Source organism: Streptomyces piniterrae, assembly GCF_005048155.1.
GTDB lineage: Bacteria > Actinomycetota > Actinomycetes > Streptomycetales > Streptomycetaceae > Streptomyces > Streptomyces piniterrae.
In genome coordinates, this window is sequence record NZ_SUMB01000001.1 from 262,730 (window position 1) to 278,459 (window position 15,730).

Below are 15,730 nucleotides of genomic sequence, written 5' to 3' on the forward strand. Positions count from 1 at the left end.
CTCGTCAGGAGATACCGAACTCGCGGCCGAGGGCGTCGAGCAGTTCGTCGTCGGAGGCGTCGGCGAGACCCGCGTCCGCGGCGTCCTCATCGGCGGTCGGCAGGGCGGAGGTGGGCCCGGTCTCCTTCCAGCGGGCGAGGATGCTCGACAGACGCATGGTGATCCGGGCCCGGCCGACCGATCCCGCCTCCGAGCCGGCGAGTGCCGCTTCCAGACGGTCGAGTTCGTCCTCGACACGCACCGCCGGGTCGCGGTCGGCACCATCCGGCAGGAGGAGTTCGAGCAGGAAGGCGGCGGCCTCGGCGGGTGTCGGGTGGTCGAACGCGAGAGTCACCGGAGTCCTGAGCCCCGTTTTGCCGTCCAGCCGCTTGCGCAGGCCGACCGAGGCCAGGGAGTCGAGCCCGAGGTCCCGGAAGGCGCGGTGGGGTTCGATGCGCTCCGGGTCGCTCCACCCCAGCTGCGCCGCCGCTTCGGTGCGCACGAGATCGGTCATCGCCGTCAGCCGCTCCGCCGATCCCAGAGCCAGCATCTCGCTGCGGAAGACCTCTGCCGGTACGGACTCCACCCGCGGCCCGGCTTCACCACGCAGGGCAGCCTGCCGCACTTCCTCCAGGCCCTCGATCAGCGGGCGGGGCCTGGCCGCGGTGTAGGTGGCGGCGAACGGCTCCCAGTCGACGTCGGCCACGGCCACTGCCACATCGTCGTTCGCGAGGGCGAGGTGGAGTGAGGCGATGCCGTCCTGCGGGCTCATCGGGACGAGGCCGATGCGACGCAGCAGCGGGGCCGTTTCGGCGTCCACCATGCCACCGTCGCCCCAGAAACCCCAGGCGACCGAGGTGCCGGCTGCGGCGCGGGCGCGGCGTTGCTCGACGAGGGCGTCCAGATAGGCGTTGCCGGCGGCGTAGGCGCCGCTGCGGGAGCTGCCCCAGACCGCGGAGATCGACGAGAACACGACGAACGCGTCCAGCTCGGTGTCGCCGAGGAGCTCGTCGAGCACCCGGGCCCCGTCGATCTTGGCCGAGACGACCTCGTGGAACTCGTCGACCGACATGTCTTCCAGCGGGGTGCTCTGCGGGACACCGGCGGCGTGGAACACCGAGCGCAACGGCCCGAACTCCTCGGTGACGTCGCTCAGCACCCGCGTCATGGCGGCGTGGTCGGCGACATCGGCGGCGATGATCCGGGCGGGCGTCCGCATGGCTGCCAGCTCGGCCGCGAGCTCCGCCGCGCCGGGGGCGTCCGGGCCACGGCGGGAGACCAGGACCAGCGAGCAGCCGCCCTGCTCGGCGAGCCAGCGTGCCACCGCCCCTCCGATGGCCCCCGTCCCGCCCGTGATGAGCACCGTGCCGGACGGCTTCCACTCGCCCGGTGACTCGGCGGTGGCGGCGTGGGCGAGCCGACGGGCCCAGACGCCGTTCGACCGGACGGCGAGCTGGTCCTCCTCGTCGGCGGTCGCCAGCACTCCGGCGAGCAGTCCGGCTGTCCGGTCGTCCAGCGAGTCGGGCAGGTCCACCAGGCCGCCCCACCGGTCCGGCCGTTCCAGCGCGACGACCCGGCCGAGCCCCCAGAGGGCCGCACCGTCAGGATCGGCCGGCGGGTCGGACGGGCCGGTGCTGACCGCACCCGTCGTCAGACACCACAGGGGCGCGGTGACGTCCATGTCGCCGAGGGCCTGGACGAGGACGAGCAGCCGTTCGGCGTCCCGGCCGACGTAGGCCACGGCGTCGAACGGGTCCGCCCCGCCGAGCCGTTCGACGAGTTCGGCACGGTCCACGCCGACCGAGGACAGCACCTCGGCCGCCTCGAACAGCCGCTCCACCTCCTTGGTCCGGTCGTCGTCGCCCACCAGCAGCCAACGGCCCGGGACCTTGGCCGCGGACGGCGGTTCGGTGACGGCCCGCCAGGTGATCCGGTAGCGCAAGGAGTCCAGGCGCGACCGGCGGCGCCCCTCGCGCCGCCAGCGGGCGAGCGCGGGCAGGACCTCGGCCATGCCCGTGTCCGTGCCGAGTTCGTCGGCCAGCTGCTCCAGGTCCTCGCGCTCCACGGCGTCCCAGAACCGGGCGTCGGTCTCTGTCACGGCGCCGGCGGTGTCCGCGGCGGTGAGCCAGTAGTGCTCGTGCTGGAAGGCGTACGTCGGCAACGGCATCCGCTCGCCCGGCTCCAGGACGCGGGTCCAGTCCACCGGGAGGCCGTGGACGTAACCCTCCGCCAGGGAGAGCAGCATCTGCTCCGGACCGCCCGAGTCGCGGCGCAGCGAGCCGAGGACCGTGCCGTCGGACTCGGCGGCCTTGAGCGTCTGGTTCGTGCCGACCGTCAACTGCGGGTGCGGGCTGGCCTCGACGAAGAAGCCGATCCCGTCGGCCACCATCGCCTCGGTGGTGTCCAGGAACCGTACTGTCTCCCGCAGGTTCCGGTACCAGTACTCCGGGTCCAGCTCCCGGCCCGTGAGCCGGGTGCCGGTGACCGTCGAGTAGAAGGGCACGGCCGCCTCGCGCGGTTCGATGCCCCGGAGGGCGGCGACGAGTTCGTCGCGTACCGACTCGATCTCGGCCGAGTGCGCGGCGATGCCCGCCACGTCGACGCGCCGGGACCACACCCGGTCGGCCTGGCAGCTTTCCTGGAAATCGCGCAACGCCCCGGCCTCGCCCGAGACGACGACCGAATCCGCCCCGTTGACGGCGGCGATGGACAGCTTTCCGTCCCACGGCGTGATCCGGTCCGTGGCGGCCTGTGCGGAGAGCCCGACCGCCAGGGCACCACCGCGGCCGGCGACCTTGGTCAGGAGCCTGGACCGGGTGACCACGATCCGTGCGGCGTCGGCCAGCGACAGCGCGCCCGAAACGTACGCGGCCGCGATCTCCCCCTGGGAGTGGCCGACGACGCCGTGGACGTCGATGCCGTAGGAACGCCAGAGTTTCGCCAGGGAGACCATGACCGCGAACAGCGCGGGCTGCAGGACGTCCACCTCGTCGAGGCGCTGTTCGTCGGCGCCTGTCACGACGCCGATCAGCGACCAGTCGACCATCTCGTCGATCACCCGGGCGCACTCGTGCAGCGACTCGGCGAACACCGGGGAGGACGCGAGCAGTTCGCGGGCCATGCCCGGCCACTGCGAGCCCTGCCCGGGGAACATCAGGGCCACCTTCCGGCTCGCCGTCACCGTGCCGGTGACGACGTTCCGCGGCAGGTCGAGTCCGTCCGCCAGGCACCGCAGGTCGGCCAGCAGAGCCGTACGGTCCTGGGCCACCACCGCGGCCCGGTGGTGCAGGTGCGCGCGGGTCGTGGCGAGCGACCAGGCGGCGTCGGCCGGCTCCGCGTCGGGCGTGGCCAGCAGGTGCCGGCGGAGCCTGGCCGCCTGTGCGGCGAGACCGGCGGACGACCTGGCCGAAAGTACGACGGGGACGGGCCCCGGCGACGCGGTCGGTGCGGTGGATTCCGCTTCGGTGTCGGTGTCGGTGTCGGTGTCGGGCTCGGCGGGGCGGGCGTCGTATTCGAGGATGACGTGCGCGTTGGTGCCGCTCACACCGAACGCGGACACCGCGGCCCGGCGGGGCCGGTCGACCTCCGGCCAGGTCAGCGCCTCGCGGAGCAGTTCGACATGGCCGGCCGACCAGTCGACCTGGGTGGTCGGCCGGCTCACGTGCAGGGTTTTGGGCATGACCCCGTTCCGCAGCGCGAGGACGGTCTTGATGACCCCGGCGATGCCGGCGGCGGCCTGGGTGTGGCCGATGTTGGACTTCAGCGAACCGAGCCGCAGCGGGCGGTCGGCGCCACGGCCCTGGCCGTACGTCGCGAGCAGTGCCTGCGCCTCGATCGGGTCGCCGAGCGGGGTGCCGGTGCCGTGCGCCTCCACCATGTCCACCTGGTCGGCGGCGACCCTGGCGGCGGTGAGCGCAGCCTCGATCACCCGCTGCTGCGACGGGCCGTTCGGCGCCGTCAGGCCGTTCGACGCCCCGTCCTGGTTGAGGGCCGAGCCCCGGACGACGGCCAGTACCTGGTGGCCGTTGCGGCGGGCCGCGGAAAGCCGCTCCACGACGAGCACACCGCATCCCTCCGACCAGCTGGTGCCGTCCGCTTCGGCCGAGAACGCCTTGCAACGGCCGTCCCGGGCCAGCGCTCGCTGCTTGCTGAACTCCGTGAAGACCATCGGGGTGGCGATCACGGCCGCCCCGCCGACCAGGGCGAGTTCGCACTCGTCCCGGCGCAGCGACTCACAGGCCAGGTGGAGGGCGACCAGCCCCGCCGAGCAGGCGGTGTCGACGGTCATCGCCGGTCCTTCGAGACCGAAGAGGTACGAGATCCGTCCCGACGCGACGGCCGGCGCACCGCCCGTCACGACGTGCCCCTCAGCGTCGGCGGGGACCTCCGCCGACTGGGGTCCGTAGCCGAAGGGCGACATCCCGACGTACACGCCGGTGGTGCTGCCCCGTAGCGAGGTCGGTGGGATTCCCGCGTGTTCGAGGGCTTCCCAGGAGGTTTCGAGCAGCAGCCGGTGCTGCGGGTCCATCGCCCGTGCCTCGCGCGGTGAGATCCCGAAGAACTCGGCGTCGAATCCGGCGGCGTCGTGCAGAATCCCGCTCTCCATGACGTAGCTCTTGCCGGGGCGGTCCGGGTCGGGATCGTAAAGGGTGTCCAGCGGCCAGCCCCGGTCGGCGGGCAGCGGACCGATGGCGTCGACCTCGGCGGCCACCAGCTCCCACAGGTCCTGGGGCGACTGCACGCCCCCGGGGAAACGGCACCCCATGCCGACGATCGCGAGGGGTTCGGCGGCCTGTTCACGCTCGGTCCGCAGACGCTGCTTGGTCTGCCGCAGATCGGCGGTCACGCGCTTGAGGTAGTCGCGGTACTTCTCCTCGGTCGGTTGCGGGGACGCGGTGGACCCGGCGGACTCGTGGGAACGACCGGGTGCGTCGGACGCGGTGGGCTCGGTGGACACGGGTGGGCTCCTTGTGTGTTCGGTGGGAGGGCGGCCGGGCTCGAAGGACGCGGAGCCGGGCTCACGCCAGGCCGAGCTCCCGGTCGACGAGCGCGAAGATGTCGTCGTCCGTCTCCGCCTGGTCCGCGGCGTCCTCCGTGCTCGCTGCCCCGCCGTCGTCGAGCCGCCACAGCAGGGAGCGCAGTCGGGCGGTGACCTGGCTGCGTTCCAGGTCCCGCACGTCAGGGGTGGTGAGCAGTGCCGTGAGGTGGTCGACGGCCTCGGCCAACGGGGACTTGCTCTCCTGCGACACCATGCGGGTGAGCAGGTGGTGGGCGAGCGCCGACGGCGAGGGAAGATCGAACAGCAGGGTGGCCGGGAGTTTGAGACCGGTGGCGGAGGCGAGGCGGTTGCGCAGCTCCACAGCGGTGAGGGAGTCGAGCCCGAGGTCCTTGAACGGCTGTTCGTCGTCGACCGCCCCGTCCTGACGGTGGCCCAGCACGGCTGCCACGTTCTCGCGTACGACGTCCAGCAGCATCCGGCGGCGCTCGTCCTCCGACAGCTCCGACAGCCTCGTCCGCAGCGCGGCCCCGGACACCTTGCCGCTCTTCGCCGCGCGGGCCGGTCCCGCGGGTGTGCGGACCACGTCGGCGAGCACCGACGGCAACGCTCCTGCGGTGGCGCGGGCCTTGAGCGCGGGCAGGTCGAGACGGACGGGCAGGACCACGGGGCCGTATTCCCCGCCGATCGCCGCGTCGAACAACGCCAGCCCCTCGGCGGGGGACATCGTGACCAGTCCGGAGCGGTTCAGGCGGTCGACGTGCGTGGTGCCGATCTCGGCGGCCATGCCGGTGGTGTCGCTCCACAGCCCCCAGCCCAGCGAAAGTCCGGGGAGTCCCTCGGCGCGGCGGCGCTGGGCGACCGCGTCCAGGAAGGCGTTCGCGGCGGCGTAGTTGCCCTGGCCCGGACCGCCCAAGGTGCCTCCGACGGAGGAGTAGAGCACGAACGCGGCCAGATCCAGGTGACGGGTCAGCCGGTCCAGGACGACGGCGGCATCGGCCTTCGGACGCAGTACCGTGTTCAGCCGCTCCGGTGTCAGATCCTCGACGAGACCGTCGTCCAGGACGCCGGCCGTGTGGATCACCGCGGTGAGCGGATGGTCGGCGGGGAGCGAGCCGATGAGTTCCTCGACGGCGGGCGAGTCGGCCATGTCGCACGCGGTGGCCGTCACCTGCGCTCCCAACTCGGTCAGCTCGGCGGCCAGTTCAGCGGCTCCGGGCGCCTGCGGACCACGTCGGCTGGTCAGCAGCAGATGCCGTACCCCGTGCTCGATTACGAGATGACGGGCCAGCAGACTGCCCAGTCCTCCCGTACCGCCGGTGACCAGCACGGTTCCCACACTGTCGAAGGGGGTGGGCCGCTCCGCGGCGGCGCGGGCCGGGGTCAGGCGGGGCACGTGGGCGACACCACGGCGGATGGCCACCTGGGGTTCCTCGTGGGCGAGTACACCGGGCAGCACGGACCAGGACGCCGGATCGTCGTCGATGTCGGCCACCAGGACCCGCCCCGGATGCTCGTTCTGCACGGTCCGGACGAGGCCCCAGGCGAGACTGCCCGATTCGTCACCGAGGGGAGGGTGGCCGGCGTCGGGCGTGACCGCGCCTCGGGTGAGCAGGAGGAGCCGGGAAGCCTCGAAACGCGTATCCCCCAACCATGTGCGCACGAGGTCGAGGACGGTCGCGGCGTAGTCGTGCGCCCGCTCGACGAGGTCGGCGGAGTCTTCCGGCGGGCAGCCCGGAGAGTGGGGGAGGAAGCAGGGGACGAGGACCGCTTCGGGCACGGGTACGTCCGTGGCGTCGAGGGCGGCGGCGAGCGTCGGGAGACTCGTGTAGTGGCTCAGCTCGACGCCCTTGACGTCGTACCCGTCGGGCTCGGCGTCTCCGATCAGCGCCCAGGTCCGCGCCGCGGAGCCCTCCGCGCCTTCGGGCAGCTCCTTCACGGGCCACTCCACCGTGTACAGAGACGTGGCGTCGGCGCCGGGGGGCCGCAACTGCTCCTGGGCCACCGGACGTAGGGCGAGTTCACCGACGGTCGCGACGGGCCGGCCCGTACCGTCGGCCAGCTCCAGGCTGACGCTGCTCGGCCCGGTGCCCCGGACCCGTACGCGCAGCGCGTCGGCCCCCGAGGCGTGCAGCCGTACCCCGCTCCAGGAGAACGGCAGGTGGGCCTGGCCCGTGTGCAGGATCGCGCCGGGCAGGGCGAGGGAATGCAGGGCGGCGTCCAGCAGTGCGGGGTGCAGCGTGAACCGCTCCACGTCGGACAGCAGGGGGAGATCGATGTCGGCGTAGAAGTCCTCGCCGAGCCGCCAGGCGGCCCGCAGTCCCCGGAACGACGGTCCGTAGTCGACGCCTCCCTCGGCCAGGCGGAGGTAGAGGTCGTCGACAGGGACGGGGACGGCCCCGGTCGGCGGCCAGACTTCCGAAGAGGTGGCCGGCTCCTCCTGCGGGCCGGTGGCCAGCAGCCCGGTGGCGTGGCGCGTCCACGCGGGGTGCGGGTCGCCGTCCTGCGGCCGCGAGTGGATCGTGATCGCGCGCTGCCCGGAGTCCTGGGCCGTGCCGACCAGGACCTGCACGGAGCGGGCTCCCTGTTCGGGGAGGATCAGCGGACTCTCCAGCGTGAGCTCCTCGACCTGGTTGCAGCCCGCGTGCTCGGCGGCGGTCAGGGCCATGTCCAGCAGCCCCGCGCCGGGCACCAGCACCACGCCCAGCACGGCGTGGTCGGCGAGCCAGGCATGGTCCCGCAGCGAAAGGCTGCCGGTGAGGACGACACCATCCGTGCCCGGTAGCGCGGTCTCCGCCGGCAGGAGCGGATGGCCGATGCCGGTCAGGCCGGTGCCCGCGACATCGGTCTCCGCCACGCCGTCGAGCCAGTGGCGCTCCCGCTGGAAGGCGTAGGTGGGCAGGTCCGGCAACTCGACGGACGGCGTGGTCGCGGCGGGCCAGCGGACGGGGATGCCACGGGCGTGCAGCCGGGCCAGCGCCGTCAGAAACGTGGACGTCTCGTCGTGCTTGCGGCTGAGGGCGGGCACGAAAGCGGCCGTGTCCTGGTCGAGGATCTCGCCGCCGAGCGCCGTGAGTGCGGCGTCCGGGCCCAGTTCGACCACGGTGTCCACCTGCTCGCGGGCCAACGCCCGTACTCCGTCGGCGAACCGGACCGTGGCGCGGATGTGGTCCGCCCAATAGGCGGGGTCCGCGAGCCGGTCGTCGCCGATCAGGTCCCCGGTCACGTTGGAGACGACGGGGGTCGCCGCCGGCCGGTAGGTGACCGACGCCGCGATCCGGGCGAACTCGTCCAGAACCGGGTCCATGAGCGGGGAGTGGAACGCGTGGCTCACGTCGAGGTATCGGACGCGGCGGCCACGCCCGGCGAACTCCTTCTCCAGCTTGTTCACGGCCTGGGTGCGGCCCGAGACCACCACCGACTCGGGCCCGTTCACGGCGGCCACCGCCAAGCCACCGGCCTGCTCCGACAGTTCGGCGACCCACGGCAGCACCTCGTCCTCCGACGCCTGGACCGCCAGCATCCGTCCGTCCTCGGGCAGGGACTGCATCAGCCGCCCACGGGCCGCCACCAGCCGTGCCGCGTCGTGAAGCGAGAGCACCCCGGCCGCGTGAGCGGCGGACAGTTCGCCCACTGAATGCCCGATCAGCAGATCCGGGTGGACGCCGAGCGACTGCATCAGGCGGAACAGCGCCGTCTCCACGGCGAACAGGGCCGGCTGTGCGTACGCCGTCGTCTTCAGCGCCTCGGCGTCGGCGGGATCGTCGGAGAAGACCATCGACGCCAACGGGCGCTCCAGGTGCGGGTCCAGTGCCGCGCACGCCTCGTCGAACGCCTCGGCGTACGCGGGAAAGGTCTCGTACAGGCCGCGTCCCATACCCGGGCGCTGGGCTCCCTGCCCGGTGAACGCGAAGGCGAGACCGCCCCCGGCCGTCGTCTCCAGGCGTACGCCCGGCGCCGGCCGGTCCTCGCTCAGGGCCGACAGCCCGCTCAGCAGTTCGTCGTGGTCGGCGCCGGTGATCACCGCGGTGCGCTCGAACACCGACCGCCGCCTGACCAGAGCCAGGCCCACCTTCTCCGGCGCCACGTCCGGGTGTCCCGCGGCCCAGTGCCGCAATCGGGCCGCCTGAGCCCGCAGCGCCTGCCTGCCCCGCCCGGACACCACCCACGGCATCCCCGGGAGGCGGGGCGCTTGGGCGGCCGCGTCTTCGGGAGCGTCTTCCGGGGCTTCTTCGAGGATGAGGTGGGCGTTGGTGCCGCTGATCCCGAAGGCGGACACGCCCGCCCGGCGCGGCCGGCCCGCACGCGGCCAGTCCCGCCGCTCCGTCAGCAACCGCACCTCACCCGCCGACCAGTCCACCTCCGGCGTCGGTGCGTCCACATGCAACGTCTGCGGCAACACCCCGTGCCGCAACGCCATCACCGACTTGATCACGCCGCCGACACCCGCGGCAGCCTGTGCGTGCCCGATGTTCGACTTCAACGACCCCAACCACAAAGGCCGGTCGGCCGACCGGCCCTGGCCGTAAGTCGCCAACAACGCCTGCGCCTCGATCGGATCACCCAGCCGCGTCCCCGTCCCATGCGCCTCCACCGCGTCGACCTCATCAGCCGTCAACCGGGCCGCGGTCAGTGCCCGCCGGATCACCCGTTGCTGCGACGGTCCGTTCGGCGCCGTCAGACCGTTCGAGGCGCCGTCCTGGTTGACCGCCGACCCACGGACGACAGCGAGCACCCGGTGCCCGTGCCGCCGCGCGTCCGACAGCCTCTCCAGTGCCAGCACACCCACGCCCTCCGACCAGCCGGTACCGTCCGCGTCCGCCGCGAAGGACCGGCACCTGCCGTCCGGGGACAGTCCGCGCTGGCGGCTGAACTCCACGAACATCACGGGGGTGTTGATGACCGTCGCCCCTCCGGCCAGGGCCAGCGAGCACTCTCCGGCGCGCAGTGCCTGGACCGCGAGGTGCAGTGCCACCAGCGATGACGAGCAGGCCGTGTCCACGCTGACGGCGGGGCCTTCGAGCCCGAGGGTGTAGGCGAGCCGGCCGGACACCACCGAGATGGCGTTACCGGTGCCGACGAATCCCTCGGCCTCCTGCCGGGACTTCTGCAGGTGGATGATGTGGTCCTGCATGCCCGTACCGATATAGACACCGGTGTCGCTCCCGCCGAGAGACGTCGGGGGGATTCCGGCGCGCTCCAACGCCTCCCAGCCCGTCTCCAGGACGAGCCGCTGCTGCGGGTCCATCGCGGCGGCTTCCCGCGGTGAGATCCCGAAGAACCCCGCGTCGAAATGGGTGGCGGTGTCGACGAACCCACCGCCGCGGGCGTACGTGGTACCGGGTGCCGTCGGATCGGGGTCGTAGAGGGTGTCGAGGTTCCAGGAACGGTCGGTGGGCAGATCTCCGATGACGTCGCGTCCCTCGGCGACCACCTGCCACAGGTCCTCCGGCGAGAACACGCCGCCCGGGTATCGGCACCCCATCCCGACGATCGCGATCGGCTCGCGGGACGCCTCCTCCGTCGCCTGAAGCCGCACCCGGGTGTCGTGCAGGTCCGCGGTCACGCGCTTCAAGTAGTCCAGCAATTGCTCTTCGGATCGCATTTCCTGCTCATCTCTGGAATATGGGCCGACGACGGTTCCTGGCTACGAGATGCCGAGCTCCCGGTCGATGAAGGCGAGGACCTCGGCCTGGTCGGCGTCCGCCAGCGTCTGTGCGACGTCTCCGGCGCCGCTCGACGGGCCGACTTCCCATCGGGAGGCCAGCGAGCGCAGTCGGGTCGCGACCAGGTTCCGTTCCGCTTCGTCCAGGTCGGCGGAGCCGAGCGCGGAGCCGAGGCGGTCGATCTCGGTGAAGAGGGAGGACGACGTGTGCGCCCCGTCACCGAGGATGGTCCGGCCCAGATGGACGGCGACTGCCTCAGGCGTCGGATGGTCGAAGACCAGCGTGGCCGGGAGAGCGACGCCGGCCACGGCCCGCAGCCCGTTGCGCAGTTCGAGGGCGGTGAGGGAATCGATACCGAGTTCCTTGAACTGCTGCCGCGGGGACACGGCGTCGGGCCCGGGATACCCGAGCGTGAGGGCCACCTGGGCACGGACCGTCGTGAGCAGGAGCCGGTCCCGCTCCGCTTCGGTGAGGCCCGGCAGGCGTTCGGCCAGCGTGGGGCCGGCCCCGCCGCCGGGTGCGCCGTCGTGCCCGTCGGTCGCGCCGGGGTCCGCGTGCGAGGGCTGGTGCAGTTCCCGCAGCAGGGGGCTCGGCCGGGAGGCGGTGAACGAGGGCAGGAACCGCCGCCAGTCGACATCGACGAGCGCCAGGTTCGCGGGCCCTTCGGGGCCGTCGGAAAGCAGCGCGGACAGCCCCAGGACGGCCAGCCGGGGTTCCATGGCGGTCAGGCCGCGCCGCAGCAGGCGCTCCTCGGTGCCCTCGTCCACGAGACCGCCTCCGGTCCACGGCCCCCAGGCGATCGAGGTGGCGGGCAGTCCGTCGGCCCGACGCCGCTGGGCCAGGGCGTCGAGGTGGGCGTTGGCGGCGGCGTAACCGGCCTGGCCGCTGCTGCCCACGGTGGCGGCGAAGCCGGAGAACAGCACGAACGCCGACAGTTCGGTGCCGCGGGTGAGTTCGTCCAGCAGCCGGGCCCCCTCGGTCTTCGGCGCCAGGACGGTTTCCAGACGTTCGGTGTCCAGGTCGGCGGTCATGCCGTCGTCGAGTACTCCGGCAGCGTGGAAGACCGCCGTCAGCGGATGCCGGTCCGGAATGCCGTCGAGTAGTTCTTGTACGGCCTGGCGGTCGGCGACATCGCAGGCGGCGACGGTCACGGCAGCGCCCGACGCCTCCAGATCGGCCCTGAGTTCGGCCACACCGGGCGCGTCGGCCCCGCGTCGGCCGGTCAGCAGAACATGGCCGGCTCCCTGGGCGGCGGCCCAGCGGGCGACGTGGGCGCCCAGAGCGCCGGTACCGCCGGTGATGAGGACGGTTCCGGCCGGCCGCCAGGGCGCGGTCCGAGCGGCCGGGCGATCGGCGCCGTCCGGGACCAGTCGGCGTCCGAGGATGCCGACCGGGCGCAGCGCCAGTTGGTCTTCGTCCGTGTGTGCGCTGCCCAAGGCCGCGCACAACTGGGTTCGTACATGCGGGTCGAGGGTGCTCGGCAGGTCGACGAGTCCGCCCCAGCGGTCGGGGTGTTCCAGCGCGACCACCCTGCCCAGGCCCCAGATCTGGGCCTGTTCGACAGCACCGGGCCGGTCGCCGGTTCCGGTGGTGACCGCGCCCCGCGTCAGGCACCACAGGGGTGCTGTGATCCCGGCGGCGCCGAGCGCCCGGACGAGGGCGAGGGTCGCCGCCGTGCCCCGGGGCACCGAGGGACACGCGGTGTCGTGCCGCCCGTCGAAGGCCAGCAGGGACACCACTCCGACCGGCTCCGGCCCGCCGCCCGCGCAGGCCTGCTTCAGGCTCTCGGTGACCGCCGCGGCCTCGGTGTCCGTCGTGTCGACCAGGAGGTCGACGACCGAGCAACCCGCCTCCAGCAGGCTGTCCCGCACCCATTCCGTGGTGGCGTCGGAATCCGTGCCGCCCGGGTGGACCAGCAGCCACCTGCCGTGCGGCCTGGTGGCGGGTACGTCGAGCGGCCGCCACTGCTCGACGTACCGCCAGCCGTCCACTCTGGCGTGTTCGAGCCCCTCGCGGCGCCAGGAGGCCAGCTCCGGGAGGACGTCCTTGAGCGGGGTCTGGTCGTCGAACCCTACGTCCGGACCGAGGCTGCCCAGGTCCCCGTTCTCCACGGCCTCCCAGAAGTGGGCGTCCACCGCCCCTCGGCCGACGGTCGCGGGGGCGCCCGCCCCCGGTCCACGGCCGCCGTTCGACGCGGCCGCCGGACGCGGCCAATAGCGCTCGCGCTGAAAGGCGTACGTGGGCAGGTCGACGTGTGGAGCGCCGGCCAGGTCCGGCAGCGCCGCCCAGTCGACGGTGACGCCGCTGACGTATGCCTTGGCCAGGGAGGTGAGGAAGGCCCGCCGGTCGCTCGTATTGCGTCGCAAGGTGCTGAGAACGGCTGCCTCCCGGCTCTCTCCCTCCACGATCTCGGACAGCGCCACCTGCAGCACCGGGTGGGGGCTGATCTCGATATAGACCTTGCTCCCGGTGGCGGCGAGCCGCCGGATGACCGGCTCGAACTCGACGGGCCGGCGCGTGTTGCGGTACCAGTACGCGGCGTCCGGGACCGTTTCGGTCTCCGCCGACTCCCCGGAGACCGTCGACAGGAAGGCGATCCGCGCCGGTGTCGGCGCAAGGTCCGCCAGGTCCGTCAGCAGCCGCTCTTCCAGGGCTTCGACGGCGGGGTAGTGGGAGGCGCAGTCGGTGGCGACGCGCCGGGCACGTACGCCCCGCTCGGCACAGACCGCCAGCAGCTCGTCCACCGCCTCGTTGTCGCCGGAGACCACGGTGATGGACGGGCTGTTGACCCCGGAGACGAACAGCCGGTCCGGCCAGGCGGCGATCAGTTCCTCGACCTGCGCCCGCCCGAGAGGAACGGACACCATGCCGCTGCGGCCGGACAGTTCCAGCAGGGCCCGGCTGCGCAGCACCGCCACCTTGGTCGCGTCGGCGAGCGACAGCGTGCCGGCCGTGTAGGCGGCCGCGATCTCGCCCAGGGAACTGCCCACCACGGCCGAAGGCTCGATGCCCAGGGAACGCCACAGGTCGGCGAGGGCGACCGTGACCGAGAACAGTACTGGCTGGATCACATCGACCCGGTCCAGGCCCGGCGCCCCCTCGGCCTCGTGCAGGACGTCCAGCAAGGACCAGTCGACGTGGTCGGCGAGGGCGTCGGCGCAGGAGTGCAGGGTCTCGGCGAAGACCGGGAACTGCTCCATCAGCTCCCGGGCCATGCCTGCCCACTGGCCTCCTTGACCGGGGAAGACGAAGACCACTTCCCTGCCGCCGACGGCGGAACCGGTGACCGTCCGCGCGTCCGGAACGCCCTGGACGACACTGTCCAGCCCTGCCAGCAGTTCGGCACGGTCCGTGCCGATGACGACGGCCCGTTGATCGAACGTGCTCCGGGTCGTCACCAGCGAGCCGGCGACCTGAGCGGGTACGAGCTCGGGGTGTTCGGTCAGGTGACTGTGCAGCCTGCGGGCCTGCTCCCGGACGGCGGCGGCGGTACGGGCCGAGAGGACCCATGGCAGCGTCGTGCCGCCGCCGGTGTCCGTGTGGTCCGCGGCAGCGTCGTTTCGAGGAGCTTCCGGGGCTTCTTCGAGGACGAGGTGGGCGTTGGTGCCGCTGACTCCGAAGGAGGACACGCCCGCCCGGCGCGGCCGGCCCGCACGCGGCCAGTCCCGCCGCTCCGTCAGCAACCGCACCTCACCCGCCGACCAGTCCACCTCCGGCGTCGGTGCGTCCACGTGCAATGTCTGCGGCAACACCCCGTGCCGCAACGCCATCACCATCTTGATCACGCCGCCGACACCCGCGGCGGCCTGCGCATGCCCGATGTTCGACTTCAACGACCCCAACCACAAAGGCCGATCGGCGGGCCGGCCCTGGCCATAAGTCGCCAACAACGCCTGCGCCTCGATCGGATCACCCAGCCGCGTCCCCGTCGCATGCCCCTCCACCGCATCCACCTCATCGGCCGTCAGCCGGGCGTCGCGCAGGGCCTGCCAGATGACGCGCTCCTGGGAAGGCCCGTTCGGGGCCGACAGGCCGTTGGAGGCCCCGTCCTGGTTCACCGCGGAGCCACGTATCAACGCAAGAACGGGATGGCCGTTGCGTTCGGCGTCGGACAACCGCTCCAGCACGAGCATGCCGACACCCTCGGCCCACGCGGTGCCGTCCGCGGCGGCGGCGAAGGACTTGGCCCGGCCGTCGGGGGCAAGATTGCGCTGCCTGCAGAACTCGGTGAATGTCGTGGGCATCGACATCACCGTCACCCCGCCGGCAAGGGCCAGCGAGCATTCCCGACTGCGCAGCGCCCGGGCCGCCAGGTGCATGGTCACGAGCGACGAGGAACAGGCCGTGTCGACGGTGACGGCCGGGCCGACCAGACCGAGGGTGTAGGACAGCCGACCGGAGACCACGCTGCCGGTGTTGCCGGTTGTCAGGAAACCCTCGAAATCCTCGATGGACTCGTGCAGTCGGACGGCGTAGTCCTGGTTCATGGCCCCGGCGAAGACGCCGACGTCGCTGCCGCGCAAGGCATGTGGAGAAATCCGGGCCCTTTCCAGGGCTTCCCAGGCGACTTCCAGCAGCAGTCGCTGCTGGGGATCGATTGTCACGGCTTCGCGCGGAGATATCCCGAAGAACGAGGCATCGAACCATCCGGCGTCGTAGAGAAATCCGCCCTCGCGAACATACGACGCTACTTTTCCGTCCGCCGTCTCATTGAAGAGCGCGTCCAGATCCCAGCCCCGGTCCACAGGAAACGAGCCGCTCGCTACCCTCCCTGACGACACCAACTCCCAAAGTGCTTCCGGGGAGTCCACATGACCGGGGAAACGGCAGCTCATTCCCACAATGGCAATGGGCTCGCCGTTCCTGTCCTCTTCTGCCTGAAGTCGTCGCCGTGTATCGCGCAGGTCCCGCGTGACCTTCCGGAGCGCGGTCACCAGCTGGTCCGACCGACCTTCACCTGTCATGACCATCCGTTCTCTCCACTGACGCTGCGGGTTCCGCAAGAAGGGTTCACCGGTCCGCGGCAGCAGGACAATCCCCTAACCACCCCCTATAGCCCCTGACTTAATAAGATCCGCGGGGCCGGGGG

The 15,730-nt window shown here is 72.2% G+C and carries 3 protein-coding genes; all 3 read right to left on the bottom strand.

The annotated features are described in order from the left end of the window. Nucleotides 1-4: 4 nt before the first annotated feature. The gene (locus tag FCH28_RS01055; RefSeq protein ID WP_136737742.1) at nt 5-4,936 is read right to left on the bottom strand and encodes a type I polyketide synthase; all 4,932 of its coding nucleotides are present in this window, start codon (nt 4,934-4,936) and stop codon (nt 5-7) included. A gap of 61 nt (nt 4,937-4,997) precedes the next feature. Continuing rightward, nucleotides 4,998-10,580 carry a type I polyketide synthase gene (locus FCH28_RS01060; RefSeq protein WP_246102234.1) on the bottom strand — a complete coding sequence of 1,861 codons (5,583 nt, stop codon included), beginning with the start codon at nt 10,578-10,580 and terminating at the stop codon, nt 4,998-5,000. Between the two features lie 42 nt (nt 10,581-10,622). Beyond that, the gene (locus FCH28_RS01065) at nt 10,623-15,605 is read right to left on the bottom strand and encodes a type I polyketide synthase (protein ID WP_425471855.1); all 4,983 of its coding nucleotides are present in this window, start codon (nt 15,603-15,605) and stop codon (nt 10,623-10,625) included. Nucleotides 15,606-15,730 lie beyond the last annotated feature (125 nt).

Excerpts from the sequence above, each read along its gene's own strand:
- FCH28_RS01065 (WP_425471855.1), bottom strand. The coding sequence starts at position 15,605 with ATGACAGGTGAAGGTCGGTCGGACCAGCTGGTGACCGCGCTCCGGAAG.
- FCH28_RS01060 (WP_246102234.1), bottom strand. The coding sequence starts at position 10,580 with ATGCGATCCGAAGAGCAATTGCTGGACTACTTGAAGCGCGTGACCGCG.